12 protein-coding genes, 1 tRNA gene and 3 other RNA genes are annotated in these 13,400 nt (G+C 50.9%); 14 read left to right on the top strand and 2 right to left on the bottom strand.

Annotated features, from left to right (window positions below; translation table 11 throughout):
• Window positions 1-58: 58 nt before the first annotated feature.
• Together tnaC and C7433_RS17880 are read right to left on the bottom strand one after the other, a co-directional pair.
• On the bottom strand, window positions 59-136 hold the full coding sequence (gene tnaC / locus C7433_RS24155) for a tryptophanase leader peptide (protein ID WP_071988795.1): 78 nt from the start codon (window positions 134-136) through the stop codon (window positions 59-61).
• Between the two features lie 365 nt (window positions 137-501).
• Window positions 502-1,095, bottom strand: coding sequence for an HD domain-containing protein (locus tag C7433_RS17880; RefSeq protein WP_054688580.1), 594 nt, complete (start codon window positions 1,093-1,095; stop codon window positions 502-504).
• Between the two features lie 62 nt (window positions 1,096-1,157).
• Between C7433_RS17880 and C7433_RS17875 the strand changes: the two genes are divergently transcribed.
• The 14 genes from C7433_RS17875 to bcsQ all read left to right on the top strand — a co-directional run bounded on the left by C7433_RS17875 (window position 1,158) and on the right by bcsQ (window position 13,385).
• The gene (locus C7433_RS17875; RefSeq protein WP_033737315.1) at window positions 1,158-1,622 is read left to right on the top strand and encodes a MarR family winged helix-turn-helix transcriptional regulator; all 465 of its coding nucleotides are present in this window, start codon (window positions 1,158-1,160) and stop codon (window positions 1,620-1,622) included.
• Window positions 1,623-1,716: 94 nt separating this feature from the next.
• On the top strand, window positions 1,717-2,145 hold the full coding sequence (locus C7433_RS17870; RefSeq protein WP_006121405.1) for an organic hydroperoxide resistance protein: 429 nt from the start codon (window positions 1,717-1,719) through the stop codon (window positions 2,143-2,145).
• 254 nt (window positions 2,146-2,399) lie between these two features.
• Window positions 2,400-4,091 carry a kdo(2)-lipid A phosphoethanolamine 7''-transferase gene (eptB, locus tag C7433_RS17865; protein ID WP_006121406.1) on the top strand — a complete coding sequence of 564 codons (1,692 nt, stop codon included), beginning with the start codon at window positions 2,400-2,402 and terminating at the stop codon, window positions 4,089-4,091.
• Window positions 4,092-4,216: 125 nt separating this feature from the next.
• Window positions 4,217-4,293: transfer RNA gene (locus tag C7433_RS17860), tRNA-Pro, on the top strand.
• Between the two features lie 33 nt (window positions 4,294-4,326).
• A non-coding RNA gene (locus tag C7433_RS17855) (RtT sRNA) lies at window positions 4,327-4,454 on the top strand.
• Window positions 4,455-4,487: 33 nt separating this feature from the next.
• Window positions 4,488-4,603, top strand: a non-coding RNA gene (locus tag C7433_RS17850) — RtT sRNA.
• Between the two features lie 33 nt (window positions 4,604-4,636).
• Window positions 4,637-4,764: non-coding RNA, RtT sRNA (locus C7433_RS17845), on the top strand.
• Window positions 4,765-5,661: 897 nt separating this feature from the next.
• Window positions 5,662-7,272: a dipeptide ABC transporter periplasmic-binding protein DppA gene (gene dppA, locus C7433_RS17840; RefSeq protein ID WP_006121407.1), complete on the top strand. Its 1,611-nt coding sequence runs from the start codon at window positions 5,662-5,664 to the stop codon at window positions 7,270-7,272.
• A 205-nt stretch (window positions 7,273-7,477) separates the two neighbouring features.
• A complete protein-coding gene (gene dppB / locus C7433_RS17835; protein WP_033737316.1) occupies window positions 7,478-8,497 on the top strand; it encodes a dipeptide ABC transporter permease DppB in 1,020 nt (339 codons plus the stop codon).
• A 9-nt stretch (window positions 8,498-8,506) separates the two neighbouring features.
• Entirely contained in the window at window positions 8,507-9,409 is a 903-nt protein-coding gene (dppC, locus tag C7433_RS17830) for a dipeptide ABC transporter permease DppC (RefSeq protein ID WP_006121409.1), read from the top strand.
• A 12-nt stretch (window positions 9,410-9,421) separates the two neighbouring features.
• A complete protein-coding gene (dppD, locus tag C7433_RS17825; protein ID WP_006121410.1) occupies window positions 9,422-10,408 on the top strand; it encodes a dipeptide ABC transporter ATP-binding protein in 987 nt (328 codons plus the stop codon).
• Window positions 10,398-11,420, top strand: coding sequence for a dipeptide ABC transporter ATP-binding subunit DppF (dppF, locus tag C7433_RS17820; protein ID WP_039339199.1), 1,023 nt, complete (start codon window positions 10,398-10,400; stop codon window positions 11,418-11,420). Before dppD ends, dppF begins: the two co-directional genes overlap by 11 nt.
• A gap of 592 nt (window positions 11,421-12,012) precedes the next feature.
• Window positions 12,013-12,591 carry a cellulose biosynthesis protein BcsO gene (gene bcsO, locus C7433_RS17815; protein WP_006121412.1) on the top strand — a complete coding sequence of 193 codons (579 nt, stop codon included), beginning with the start codon at window positions 12,013-12,015 and terminating at the stop codon, window positions 12,589-12,591.
• The gene (gene bcsQ / locus C7433_RS17810; protein WP_054634734.1) at window positions 12,582-13,385 is read left to right on the top strand and encodes a cellulose biosynthesis protein BcsQ; all 804 of its coding nucleotides are present in this window, start codon (window positions 12,582-12,584) and stop codon (window positions 13,383-13,385) included. Before bcsO ends, bcsQ begins: the two co-directional genes overlap by 10 nt.
• The last annotated feature ends 15 nt before the right edge of the window (window positions 13,386-13,400 follow it).

The raw sequence follows: 13,400 nt of genomic DNA, 5'->3' as shown, positions 1-13,400 counted from the left end.
GCACCCGCGACACCGGAGGTATAAGCCAGCGAGTGCTCAGAACGGTAAAAGGAAAGGATTAAGGGCGATGATTGACGATAATATTGTCAAGGTTAAACCATTTAGATAACAGGGCAGGATTGTTTAAGATAATCATAATGTTTCAACTCTCATTAAACATCATATTACCCTATTCTATTATCTTTATAAGTCCATCGTTTTTGTAGGCTATCGTGATTATTATCACAGTAATAAAAGTGTGCTCGTTAAAGGTAAATTATTACTGATTTAACCTGGTTTTGGATCTCTTTCAAAAGCCTATTGCTGGCCCTGTCGTCGTTATTATTACACCGTTACGTTTCCACGGCGTCTGCCATCAGGAAAAAACAGCGGCGTACTCGCAGCACAGGGATTCGGATGACAGGCCCGGTGACGCATTTCGGGAACCGGTACAGCCAGCGCTGCGTTCAGATTCGACTATGGCTGGCGTTTACCTGTTGTGAGAAAGATACTCAGTCAGCGTCAACGTAACCCGCCGTAGCGCGCTGCCTGCTTTATAAACCAGTTCTCGGGCACGCTGTACGGTGCCTGACTTAGCTGTGCAATGCCCTTTTCAATATTTGTCGAGGCCTGATGCCAGAGTATTTCACTGCCTTCTTTGAGCAGGCCAATCTGAATTTTCTTTTCAATCAGGTAAACGCGGGCGAAGTGCGGATCGAAGCGGACGATGGCCCGTGTGTTATCAATAATATCGGCCAGCTTAATAGTTTGCGCTTCAGGACTGGCCTGGGCAGTATGACGGAAATGCGCCATTTTTCTGGCTGCCCGATTTTTTGCCTGCGTGGGGGCGGTATCGGTCAGCATTTCAACCAGTCGGGCCACTTCCGGGCCGAAATGATTTTCAATATCGTTGAGTGTCGTCGCCGTATCTTCTACAGTATCGTGCAGCCAGGCAGCGGCCAGCATAACCGGGTCATCGGTTACGCTTCTGACCAACTCCACCACGGCTGTCGGATGAACAATATAGGGCTCATCCGTATATTTACGCCGCTGTCCTGATTCAGCATGGACCTGCGTGGCATAGCGTCGTGCCTGTTCTTCCAAAGAATCCTGCATGCACTACCCCCGGCTGTCATAAATTGCTTGCAATTAACTAGTGTGCTATCTATATTACTTCCATGAACAGTTATCAAGATGACAAAAAAGTGAAAGCAGCGCCACTGTTGCTCGATCAGCAACTTTGCTTCGCACTTTATTCCGCCAATCTGGCGATGCATAAAGTCTATCGCAAGTTACTTAGCCAGATGGATATTACCTATCCGCAATATCTGGTCATGCTGGTGCTGTGGCAACAGGATTCACTCACGGTGTCAGAAATAGGCGAACGGCTTTTTCTGGATTCAGCGACGCTGACGCCGCTATTGAAACGTCTGGAAAATGCGGGCTTAATCAACCGTCAGCGTTCCCGTCAGGATGAACGTCAGGTGGTGGTCAGCTTAACGGATGCCGGGTGGGCTTTACGTCAGCAGGCTGAAAGTATTCCTGATGACATTCAGTGTGCGTCAGACTGTAGCGAGGACGAGATGTATGCGCTTAAGCTACAGCTCAACCAGTTACGTGACAAACTGATGGCTCCGCGCTAAATTTTCTAATGAGTACAGGCAGTAAATTAACCTTCACTGTTCGACTATGTTATGATGAGTAGCGAGCGATTAAATAGTGCAATGGAGAAAAGCGATGTCTTTAGAACAAGTGGTTTACCGTGCAAAAGCTAAAGCTACCGGTGGTCGTGATGGCCGCGCAACGTCTTCTGACGGCGTGCTGGATGTCAAACTGGGTGTGCCAAAAGAGATGGGCGGCGCAGGTGGCGAAGTCACTAACCCAGAGCAGCTTTTTGCAGCGGGATACTCAGCTTGCTTCCTGGGTGCGATGAAATTTGTTGCTGGCCGCGACAAGATTGCGATGCCAAAAGATGCATGGATTGAAGGTGAAGTCGGAATTGGTCCAATCCCAAATGGTTTTGGTATCGAAGCGACGCTGAATATCCACTTGCCTGACATGGATGAAGCAGAAGCACAGAAGCTGGTTGACGCCGCGCACATCGTGTGTCCTTACTCAAATGCCACACGTAACAATATTGACGTAACACTGAACATTATTCGCTAAGCGATCAAGGGCCTGGTTCCGGGCCCTTCCTTACTTTCTCTTCTGGCCCACTTCCCGGATCGTGCTGAACAGGATTATTTTCTGGTTTATAGCGTGGCCGCGTGCTTAACTGTGCCGCTTTATATCAGGGCATGTCAAAACGCTCAGAATTCTCTTCTTATTTAACCGGCTTGCTTAATTCGCGAACTCTGCAGAAATATGGCAGTCAGATTAACGTTTGGTTAAGCGCTTAGTCCGGGGAAACTCCATTTTTCATGAATTATATAAAATCATTAACACAGCAAAAGCTGTCGCTCTTGCTGGCTTTGTATCTCGGTATACTGCTGAATTTGCCGATTTTTTATCGCCGCTTTGCGGGACTGTTGACAACTTCAACCGTGACAGCCTGGCTCACCGCGCTTACAGAGGTTGTGGCTATCGTACTGTTAACGTTTTTCCTGATGCGGCTGTTATCGCTGGGTGGAAGAGTGTTTTACCGTATTCTGGCCACGTTGATCGTGCTGATTTCTGTCGCCGCCGCCTATTACATGGCCTTTTTTAATGTGGTTATCGGCTATGGCATTGTTGCATCCGTGATGACAACCGATACCGATTTGTCTAAAGAGGTCGTGGGCTATCACTTCATTTTGTGGATGGTCCTGGCCAGTGCGCTGCCGTTGTTCTTCATCTGGCGTAACAGTCTTAGCATGACGCTCAATGAGCAGCTGCGCACACCAGGACAGCGTCTTAAGCCGACGCTTATCCTGCTGGCTTGCGTCGCCCTCGTCTGGCTGCCCATCCGCTACCTTGATAAGTTGCAAAAAAACAATGAGGAAGTGACCAATATCGATCTGCCCAGTTATGGCGGCGTAGTTGCGCACTCCTATTTACCCTCTAACTGGCTGGCCGCGCTGGGCCTGTTTACCTGGACGAAAGTCGACGAAACGCTGGAAAACCATGAACTGCTGGATCCTGCCCAAAAGTTTACCTATGTTGCGCCGCCGGGCTTAGATGATACTTACGTTGTGTTTGTTATCGGCGAAACCACGCGCTGGGACCATATGGGGTTGCTGGGCTACGAGCGTAATACCACGCCGAAGCTTTCTCAGGAGAAGAATCTGGTCGCATTCCGCGGTGAATCCTGTGATACCGCGACCAAGCTGTCTTTACGTTGTATGTTTGTACGTGAAGGCGGCACCATGGATAATCCTGGCCGGACGTTAAAAGAGCAAAATGTTTTCGCGGTAATGAAAGAGCTAGGCTTCACCTCAGAGCTGTTTGCGATGCAGAGTGAAGTCTGGTTCTACGATAACATCAACGCTAATAACTTCTCTTTCCGTGAGCAGATCGGTTCAGAACCACGCAATCAGGGCAAGTCAGTGGATGATATGCTGCTTGTACCTGAGCTGCAGGCATCATTGCAGCGTTATCCAAAAGGTAAGCATCTGGTTGTGTTACATACCAAAGGTTCCCATTACCTCTATTCGCAACGGTATCCGCGCAGTTTTGCGCGTTACCAGCCTGAATGCATGGGCGTGGATGAAACCTGTAGCAAAGCGCAGTTGATTAATGCCTATGATAATTCGGTACTCTACGTCGACAGCATGCTGGACAGCGTATTGGATCAGCTGCGTGATAAGAAAGCGATTGTTTTCTATGCCTCTGATCATGGTGAATCGATTAGCGACAATATGCATTTGCACGGCACGCCGCGTGAGATGGCACCACCAGAGCAGTTCCGCGTGCCGATGATGGTCTGGGCATCGGACAAATACCTGGCGGACTCTACGAATCGCGAAAACTTTGAACGACTGCAGGCGCAACAGCGTACGGGCAAAACCCATCGTCATGTTGAGCTGTTTGATACGATTCTGGGCTGCCTGGGTTATACCTCGCCCGATGGTGGAATTAAGCAGGCGAACAACTGGTGTCAGGCGCCAGCCAGAACGGCGACTAAAGCGCTGTAATCACACAGGGATTTTGGATTGATAACGCCGAGAAGCCGCTGACCGCCTGCTTTCCAGGCGATTGGCCTTAAAAGCGCAAAAAGCGGTTGACGCTTATCAGGGGGAGCAGTAACATGCGCCCCCATCGGCGAGTAGCGCAGCTTGGTAGCGCAACTGGTTTGGGACCAGTGGGTCGGAGGTTCGAATCCTCTCTCGCCGACCATATTTAAGAAACCTGTCTGCAAAGACAGGTTTTTTTTCGCCTGAATAAAAGAGGATGAGAACCTCCGGAGGCGGTTTGCGCCGGGCGAAGCGAGACAACGTTGCGAACGCAACGGCCCGAAGGGGGCTTACGCAGTAAGCCTAATCCTCTCTCGCCGACCATATTTAAGAAACCTGTCTGTAAAGACAGGTTTTTTTTCGCCTGAATAAAAGAGGATGAGAACCTCCGGAGGAGAGCGAAGCGAGACAACGTTGCGAACGCAACGGCCCGAAGGGGGCTTACGCAGTAAGCCTAATCCTCTCGCCGACCATATTTAAGAAACCTGTCTGCAAAGACAGGTTTTTTTTCGCCTGAATAAAAGAGGATGAGAACCTCCGGAGGAGGTTTGCGCCGGGCGAAGCGAGACAACGTTGCGAACGCAACGGCCCGAAGGGGGCTTACGCAGTAAGCCTAATCCTCTCTCGCCGATCCTGTTTAAGCAACCTGTCTGCAAAGACAGGTTTTTTTCGCCTCAATAAAAGCGGGGGAGAACCGCCGAAGGCAGCTTGCGCCGTGCATGCGCAGGGTTTCGTTAATAAAGAGGCCGTCTTTACTCTTTCTGTTTAGTTTTTAACCCAATGATAAAACAGCTTTTTTGCTGCGGCCTGACATAGTCATCGTCACCTGTGTTTATGACGGGGCTTATAACGTGTTGTGAAAATTACGTCATCACAGCAAGCCTTTATGGGTTTGTTATTAGAAAATCTCATGTCAGTAATTTTGTGAAAAACCAATAACACATCCTTGCAGCGCAATTTCATGACAGACCGCTATTTTGCCGTCTCAATGCGATGCAGGCCTTGTTGTCTGAGGGATGCTGGCAGGCGAAATATAAGTTTTGGTTATACTGTAAAAAAGCAAAATGTTAAATTTTTGCGGGAAAATATCAGCATTTTCCGCTGTATGAACGTCATAACGCACAGGGAATCGTTCAGATATCCAACATTTGGCGCTAAATGATGTACGATTTTATTTAGTGGTAATGACTGCTTAACGATGACTGTGGTAGCAGAATGCGTGGAAATAAAGCCACGCCACTGTGCAATATAGGGCGTTAGCGCGCGCAGGGTTTTTTTTATCGTTGCTTGCTATTCCTCACACTCTGTGTAAATAACTAACCGTTGTATTGACGTTCTTTGCAACTGTTGACAAATTGATGCGTCAATAACGGTGCAGATACAGATTTTTCTGATGGGTACTTATCAATCAGCATTATCAAAACAAAAATATCTCACTCTTATCACCCGCTCAGGGTGGACCGCCTGAACCGCATAAAAAAACCAGAGGTCGGGCAATGCACACAACAACACATCACAATGGAGCAAAAGCATGATCAACTCCCTGGCCAAATCCAGGATGCTGAAGGTCGGTCTGAGCCTCGTCGCCATGACCGTAGCCGCAGGTGTTCAGGCGAAAACCCTGGTTTATTGTTCTGAAGGTTCTCCGGAAGGGTTTAACCCGCAACTCTTTACGTCGGGTACGACGTACGATGCCAGCTCTGTTCCAATCTATAACCGTCTGGTTGAATTCAAAACGGGTACGACCGAACTGGTACCCGGACTGGCTGAAAAGTGGGACGTCAGCGCTGATGGCAAAACGTATACCTTCCATTTACGCAACGGCGTGAAATGGCAAACGACTAAAGATTTCAAACCTACGCGTGAATTTAACGCGGATGACGTCGTGTTTTCTTTTGAGCGTCAGTTAGACAAAAACAACAAGTACCACAACGTCTCTGGCGGCAGCTACGAGTACTTTGAAGGTATGGATATGCCAAAGCTGATCAGCAAAATCGAAAAAGTAGACGATCATACCGTTCGCTTTGTGCTGACGCGTCCTGAAGCGCCTTTCCTGGCTGATCTGGGCATGGATTTCGCCTCCATCATGTCCAAAGAATACGCTGACAACATGCTGAAAGCCGGCACGCCTGAAAAAATTGACCTGAATCCAGTGGGCACCGGGCCGTTTGTGCTTCAGCAGTACCAGAAAGACTCACGTATCCTGTACAAAGCCAACCCGGATTACTGGGGAACCAAGCCAAAAATCGATCGTCTGGTTTTCTCGATTACCCCCGATGCGTCAGTACGTTACGCCAAGCTGCAGAAAGGCGAATGTCAGATCATGCCGTATCCGAATCCGGCTGATATCGCCAGCATGAAGAAAGACAGCAAAATTAACCTGATGGAGCAGCCAGGTCTGAACGTCGGTTACCTGTCATTCAACACCGAGAAAAAACCGCTGGATAACGTGAAAGTGCGTCAGGCACTGACCATGGCGGTAAACAAGAAAGCCATCATTGATGCGGTTTATCAGGGCGCCGGCCAGCCAGCGAAAAACCTGATTCCACCGACAATGTGGAGTTATAACAACGATGTTAAAGACTATGCCTACGATCCAGAGAAAGCCAAAGCGTTGCTGAAAGAAGCCGGTATGCCGGATGGTTTCTCTATCGATCTGTGGGCAATGCCGGTTCAGCGTCCTTATAACCCGAACGCGCGCCGTATGGCAGAGATGATTCAGGCTGACTGGGCGAAAATTGGCGTGAAAGCCAAGATTGTCACCTATGAATGGGGCGAGTACCTGAAACGTGCCAAAGCGGGTGAGCACCAGACGGTCATGATGGGCTGGACTGGCGATAATGGGGATCCCGATAACTTCTTCGCAACGCTGTTCAGCTGTGCGGCGGCGAAAGACGGCTCTAACTATTCGCGCTGGTGCTACAAGCCGTTTGAAGATTTGATTCAGCCAGCACGTGCGGAATCCGATCACAACAAACGTATTGAGTACTACAAGCAGGCTCAGGTTGTCATGCATGACCAGGCGCCTGCGCTGATCATCGCTCACTCAACCGTTTATGAGCCTGTAAGCAAGAAAGTTACTGGTTATGTCGTTGATCCATTAGGTAAACATCACTTCGATACCGTCGATATTCAGGAATAACCTTTCGGATTACTGCAGTCAGGGCCGGTTTTACCGGCCCTCAGGCGACCGTGTCAGGTCGCCTGTTATCTGCTCTTTTTTTTCCGGCTAATTACTTTTACAAAAAGAAGCGCTTCCTGCGTCGCGTTCTGCTGTCGCGGGATGCGGTTAATGAGCAATGTTATCTCTGGCCAGGGCCAGAGGAAAACGACTGAGAATTACGCCTATGCTGCAGTTCATACTCCGGCGTCTGGGGCTTGTCATCCCAACGTTCATCGGTATTACATTATTGACCTTCGCGTTTGTGCATATGATCCCGGGCGATCCGGTGCTGATCATGGCAGGTGAACGCGGTATCTCCCCTGAGCGCCATGCTGAGTTAATGGCGATGATGGGGCTCGATCAGCCGCTGTGGAAACAGTATCTGCACTATATCAACGGTGTGCTGCACGGTGATTTAGGTATTTCACTGAAGAGCCGCATTCCTGTATGGACTGAATTCGTCCCGCGCTTTAAAGCCACCCTGGAACTGGGGATCTGCGCCATGATGTTTGCCGTCGCCGTGGGGATTCCGGTTGGCGTTCTGGCCGCAGTAAAACGTGGTTCTGTATTCGATCACACCGCGGTCGGGATTTCCCTGACCGGCTACTCGATGCCGATTTTCTGGTGGGGCATCATGTTGATTATGCTGGTGTCGGTCCAGCTCAATCTCACACCGGTTTCAGGTCGCGTGGCAGATACGGTGTTTCTGGACGACAGCCATCCGTTGACCGGTTTTATGCTGATTGACACGTTCATCTGGGGAGAGCCTGGCGACTTCAAAGATGCCGTCATGCATATGATTCTGCCCGCGATTGTGCTGGGCACCATTCCGCTGGCCGTCATCGTGCGCATGACGCGCTCTTCTATGCTGGAAGTGCTGGGTGAAGACTATATCCGCACCGCCCGGGCGAAAGGCCTGACGCGTATGCGCGTTATCGTCGTTCACGCTCTGCGTAATGCGATGTTGCCGGTTGTGACGGTCATCGGTTTGCAGGTGGGCACCTTGCTGGCAGGGGCCATCCTGACCGAAACCATCTTCTCCTGGCCGGGTTTGGGGCGCTGGCTGATCGAAGCGCTGCAACGCCGTGATTATCCGGTCGTGCAGGGCGGTGTGCTGCTGACGGCTATCCTGATTATCCTGGTCAACCTGTTGGTTGATCTGCTGTATGGCGTGGTGAACCCGCGCATACGTCATAAGAAATAAGGGGGCATCATGTCTGTCGTTGATCCCGCGAGTGTGAATGTCGCACCTAAGCCGATGACCCCGATTCAGGAGTTCTGGCACTACTTTAAACGTAACAAAGGCGCGGTTATCGGGCTGGTTTACATCATTCTGATGCTGTTGATTGCCATTTTTGCCGAGGTGCTGGCACCGCACGGCCCGGCGGAGCAGTTCCGTGATGCCCTGCTGCATCCACCTGTGTGGCAGGAGGGAGGAAGCTGGAGCTATATCCTGGGCACCGACGATGTGGGGCGCGATATCCTCTCGCGTTTGATGTACGGCGCGCGCCTCTCCTTGCTGGTGGGCTGCATGGTCGTTGTGTTGTCGCTGATTTTTGGCGTGATTTTCGGCCTGCTGGCGGGCTATATCGGTGGAGCGGTTGATGCCACGATTATGCGTCTGGTCGACATTATGCTGGCGCTGCCTAGCCTGCTGTTAGCCCTTGTTCTGGTCGCCATTTTTGGTCCGTCGATCGTCAATGCTTCTATTGCTCTGACCTTTGTCGCGCTGCCGCACTATATCCGTCTGACACGCGCGGCGGTACTGGTTGAGGTCAATCGTGACTATGTGACGGCCTCAGGTGTCGCCGGTGCCGGTATGCTGCGTCAGATGTTTGTGAACATTCTGCCTAACTGCCTGGCCCCGTTAATTGTTCAGGCCTCGTTAGGGTTTTCCAACGCCATTCTTGATATGGCGGCGTTGGGCTTTCTCGGTATGGGTGCGCAACCGCCAACGCCGGAGTGGGGCACTATGCTCTCCGACGTATTGCAGTACGCGCAAAGTGCCTGGTGGGTGGTGACGTTCCCCGGATTAGTCATTCTGCTGACCGTGCTGGCATTTAACCTGATGGGCGATGGTTTGCGTGATGCACTCGACCCGAAACTCAAGCAGTAAAGAGGCACCGAGATGGCGTTATTAAATGTAGATAAGTTATCGGTGCATTTCGGCGACGATAAGGCACCGTTCCGCGCAGTAGACCGCATCAGTTATCAGGTTGAACAGGGCCAGGTGGTGGGCATTGTCGGTGAGTCGGGTTCGGGTAAATCCGTCAGTTCTCTGGCTATCATGGGGTTGATCGATTTCCCCGGTAAGGTGATGGCGGAAAAACTCGAATTCAACCAACGCGATCTAAAGCGTATCTCTGAAAAAGAGCGCCGTCAGCTGGTGGGCGCCGAAGTGGCCATGATTTTTCAGGACCCGATGACCAGCCTGAACCCCTGCTATACCGTGGGTTACCAAATCATGGAAGCCATTAAGGTCCATCAGGGCGGTAATAAAAGTACCCGCCGCCAGCGGGCGATTGATCTACTGAATCAGGTGGGGATTCCCGATCCGGCCTCGCGGCTGGATGTGTATCCGCATCAACTGTCTGGTGGGATGAGCCAGCGCGTGATGATCGCGATGGCGATCGCCTGTCGTCCAAAGCTGCTGATTGCCGATGAACCGACGACCGCGCTGGACGTGACGATTCAGGCGCAGATCATTGAACTGCTGCTGGACCTGCAAAAGCAGGAAAACATGGCGCTGATCCTGATCACGCACGACCTGGCACTGGTGGCAGAAGCGGCCCACCATATCATTGTGATGTATGCCGGCCAGGTAGTAGAGAGCGGCAAAGCGTCCGATATCTTTAAAGCCCCCCGTCATCCTTACACGCAGGCGTTATTGCGTGCGCTGCCAGAATTCGCGGCCGATAAAGCACGCCTGGCCTCATTGCCGGGGGTGGTGCCAGGCAAATACGATCGTCCAATGGGCTGTCTGCTGAATCCACGCTGCCCTTATGCTAACGATCGCTGCCGTAAAGAAGAACCTGAACTGCGGACGATTCCGGGACGTCAGTCCAAATGTCACTATCCGCTGGACGATGCCGGGAGACCAACCTATGAGTCCTGAGAAAACGAAGCACGACTATCTGCTGCAGGCTATTGACCTGAAAAAACACTATCCGGTGAAAAAAGGCTTATTTGGTCAGGAGCGGCTGGTCAAAGCGCTGGATGGTGTCTCTTTTAACCTGGAGCGCGGAAAAACACTGGCCGTGGTGGGGGAGTCAGGCTGCGGCAAATCCACGTTAGGCCGTTTACTGACTATGATTGAAACGCCGACGGAAGGGCAGCTTTACTGGCATGGTCAGGATTTATTAAAACACGATCCGCAGGCGCAAAAGCTGCGTCGACAGAAAATTCAGATCGTGTTTCAAAATCCCTATGGTTCGCTAAACCCGCGTAAAAAAGTCAGCCAGATTCTGGAAGAGCCGCTGATCATTAACACTTCGCTCACTAAAGCCGAGCGGCGTGAAAAAACGCTGGAAATGATGGCCAAAGTCGGTCTGAAAACCGAGCACTATGACCGTTATCCCCATATGTTTTCCGGAGGACAACGTCAGCGTATTGCGATTGCGCGTGGCCTGATGCTCGATCCGGATGTCTTAATCGCAGATGAACCGGTTTCGGCGTTGGACGTGTCAGTGCGTGCGCAGGTGCTTAACCTGATGATGGATCTGCAGCAAGACATGGGGCTGTCTTATGTCTTCATCTCTCACGATCTGTCGGTGGTTGAACATATTGCAGATGACGTGATGGTGATGTACCTGGGACGCTGCGTTGAAAAGGGCAGTAAAGAGGCGATTTTTGCTCATCCCCGCCATCCTTACACCCAGGCGCTTCTGTCGGCCACGCCACGTCTGAATCCTGACGATCGTCGTGAACGTATCAAGCTGACCGGTGAACTCCCCAGCCCGCTCAATCCGCCTCCGGGCTGTGCATTCAATGCGCGCTGCCGTCGCCGTTTTGGCACCTGCGTTCAGTTACAGCCGAAACTGAAGCAGTACGGCGACCAGCAGATAGCCTGCTTTGCGGTTGATCAGGATGAAAACCAACTGATTGCGTCAGGTGATGTGACGCGCTAGAGATGTCCTGTCAGGCGGAATCCTTGTAGGTAAACGACAGGTGATTCCGCTTGACTGTAGAAGCCCGCAACGCTGTCGTTACCTTCCTGGCGTCACTCATCGCCAAAAGCACCGCTGGTTAGTGGCACGTTCTTCCTCTGCCCGTTCGCGGCATTCATAAATCCTGGGATGTGACGTGCCGCCGGATTTGAAGAATACAGGTTTTGTTGGCCACGCATTCGCGTAGTAATACTTTACCAACCATAATTCAATATTCTCACAACCCTTAAGCACCAACGTCTGAATGCTGTAAAAACGACAGTACACGAGACAGCTTTTTTTTGCTTTCCAATACAAGGAGTTGTGTTAGCCATGCTCCCCGGGTTAGTAGATACTTAGATCTTAATCATTGAGGCTGATATTTTACTTAAGGCTGTCTCAATAATTTTACGAAATATATGTGAGTTAGTGCTCATTTTTTGCTAAACACAACTAATTAGCATTAAGCTTTCTTATTGAATCTGTTGGTTTTGCAATCAGAATTATCTCACTGTGTTCAAATTATTATGATATATTCCTGGAAAAATCCTCCCTATGTTTTAGGTTGTGGTGTATGAAGAATTACGACGACTTACAGCGTTTTAAGGAAAAGACAAAAACGCTCGATATCGCCTTTCAGGATATGTCAGGCCAATCGCAGGAAGCGGCGGAGAAAAGTAAATGGTCTCTCATTCGTCAACTGGCGAGTGACGATCAGCAAATGCCGTTTAGTGGTGGCCAGCGTATTGATTTACCCCAGCCACAACCGATTCAGGGTGATGAGTTTAGTCTGGACATGGGTTCAGCGTTAACTCAGAGCGCGCAGGTGTCGACGCCTGCATCTGCCTCTTCCCGTTCCCTCATAAACAGCCTGTCAGCCAGCGAGCCGCTTCCTGACGTGACTGAGCCTGCTTCACACGCTTCCTCTTCCCTGTTCCCGACATCCTCAGCAACGCCTCAGGCCGGGGTCGCCGTACAGAAGACGCATGCGCCGGTAACGGCACCTGACACTGCCCCCTCAATCCCGGCACGTCCTGAAGCAGAGAACGGTCGCTTCAGCGATCTGTTCCGTGCGCGTAACAGCGCGTCAGAGAATTTACCTAAAGAAACGTTATTAAAACCGTTACTGGAGAAGATTGCCTTATGCCGTTAGTTTGTGTGTGCTCGCCCAAAGGTGGGGTGGGAAAAACTACGTTGGCAGCCAATCTGGCCTGGAGTCTGGCCCGATCGGGTAGCAAGGTATTGGCAATTGATTTTGATGTACAGAATGCATTGCGTCTTCATTTCGGCGTTCCCCTGAATGACGGACGGGGTTTCGTTGCTCGCTCAGAAGAGCAGGCTGACTGGAGCCAGTCTATTTTGACGACCGGAGGGAACATTTTTGTTCTGCCTTACGGCAATGTTACCGAAGCCCAGCGTGAGCGGTTCGAAGAGAATCTGACTAAAGACCCGCATTTTCTCAAGCGAGGCCTTGATACGTTACTGAACTATCCCGGCCTGGTGATGGTAGCGGACTTTCCTCCCGGACCCGGACCTGCGCTTAAAGCCATCAGGGCGTTAGCCGATATGCATTTGGTCGTTATGTTGGCGGATACCGCCTCCGTGTCACTGTTACCCCATATTGAAGAAAACCGCCTGATTGGGCAGCCGCTGAACAGCCGGCACGGTCACTATTTTGTCCTCAACCAGTGCGACAATCGCCGGAATATCAATCGCGATGTGACCGCTTTTCTTCAGCAACGGCTGGGCGATACGCTCCTGGGGCAGATTCATCGTGATGAAAGTGTGGGTGAGGCCAACGCCTCGCAGCAATCCGTTTATGATTTCAGCCCTGCCTCTGCTGCTGCCTTTGATATCGAACTGATCACCAGGCGTGTCGCCAGTATTCTGAATATCACGGTGGGGAATGGCGAAGTTCAGGCGCAAATTAACACCGGTAACTACTAAATGTAATGACCTGCT

Source organism: Pantoea sp. PNA 03-3 (genome assembly GCF_003201175.1).
GTDB lineage: Bacteria > Pseudomonadota > Gammaproteobacteria > Enterobacterales > Enterobacteriaceae > Pantoea > Pantoea stewartii.
The sequence above is the reverse complement of the archived record's forward strand: the minus strand, read 5'-3'. Positions and strand labels throughout refer to the sequence as shown.

Excerpts from the sequence above, each read along its gene's own strand:
- C7433_RS17870 (WP_006121405.1), top strand. The coding sequence starts at position 1,717 with ATGTCTTTAGAACAAGTGGTTTACCGTGCAAAAGCTAAAGCTACCGGT.
- dppA (WP_006121407.1), top strand. The coding sequence starts at position 5,662 with ATGATCAACTCCCTGGCCAAATCCAGGATGCTGAAGGTCGGTCTGAGC.
- dppC (WP_006121409.1), top strand. The coding sequence starts at position 8,507 with ATGTCTGTCGTTGATCCCGCGAGTGTGAATGTCGCACCTAAGCCGATG.
- C7433_RS17880 (WP_054688580.1), bottom strand. The coding sequence starts at position 1,095 with ATGCAGGATTCTTTGGAAGAACAGGCACGACGCTATGCCACGCAGGTC.
- bcsQ (WP_054634734.1), top strand. The coding sequence starts at position 12,582 with ATGCCGTTAGTTTGTGTGTGCTCGCCCAAAGGTGGGGTGGGAAAAACT.
- dppD (WP_006121410.1), top strand. The coding sequence starts at position 9,422 with ATGGCGTTATTAAATGTAGATAAGTTATCGGTGCATTTCGGCGACGAT.
- tnaC (WP_071988795.1), bottom strand. The coding sequence starts at position 136 with ATGATTATCTTAAACAATCCTGCCCTGTTATCTAAATGGTTTAACCTT.
- eptB (WP_006121406.1), top strand. The coding sequence starts at position 2,400 with ATGAATTATATAAAATCATTAACACAGCAAAAGCTGTCGCTCTTGCTG.
- bcsO (WP_006121412.1), top strand. The coding sequence starts at position 12,013 with ATGAAGAATTACGACGACTTACAGCGTTTTAAGGAAAAGACAAAAACG.
- dppB (WP_033737316.1), top strand. The coding sequence starts at position 7,478 with ATGCTGCAGTTCATACTCCGGCGTCTGGGGCTTGTCATCCCAACGTTC.
- dppF (WP_039339199.1), top strand. The coding sequence starts at position 10,398 with ATGAGTCCTGAGAAAACGAAGCACGACTATCTGCTGCAGGCTATTGAC.
- C7433_RS17875 (WP_033737315.1), top strand. The coding sequence starts at position 1,158 with ATGAACAGTTATCAAGATGACAAAAAAGTGAAAGCAGCGCCACTGTTG.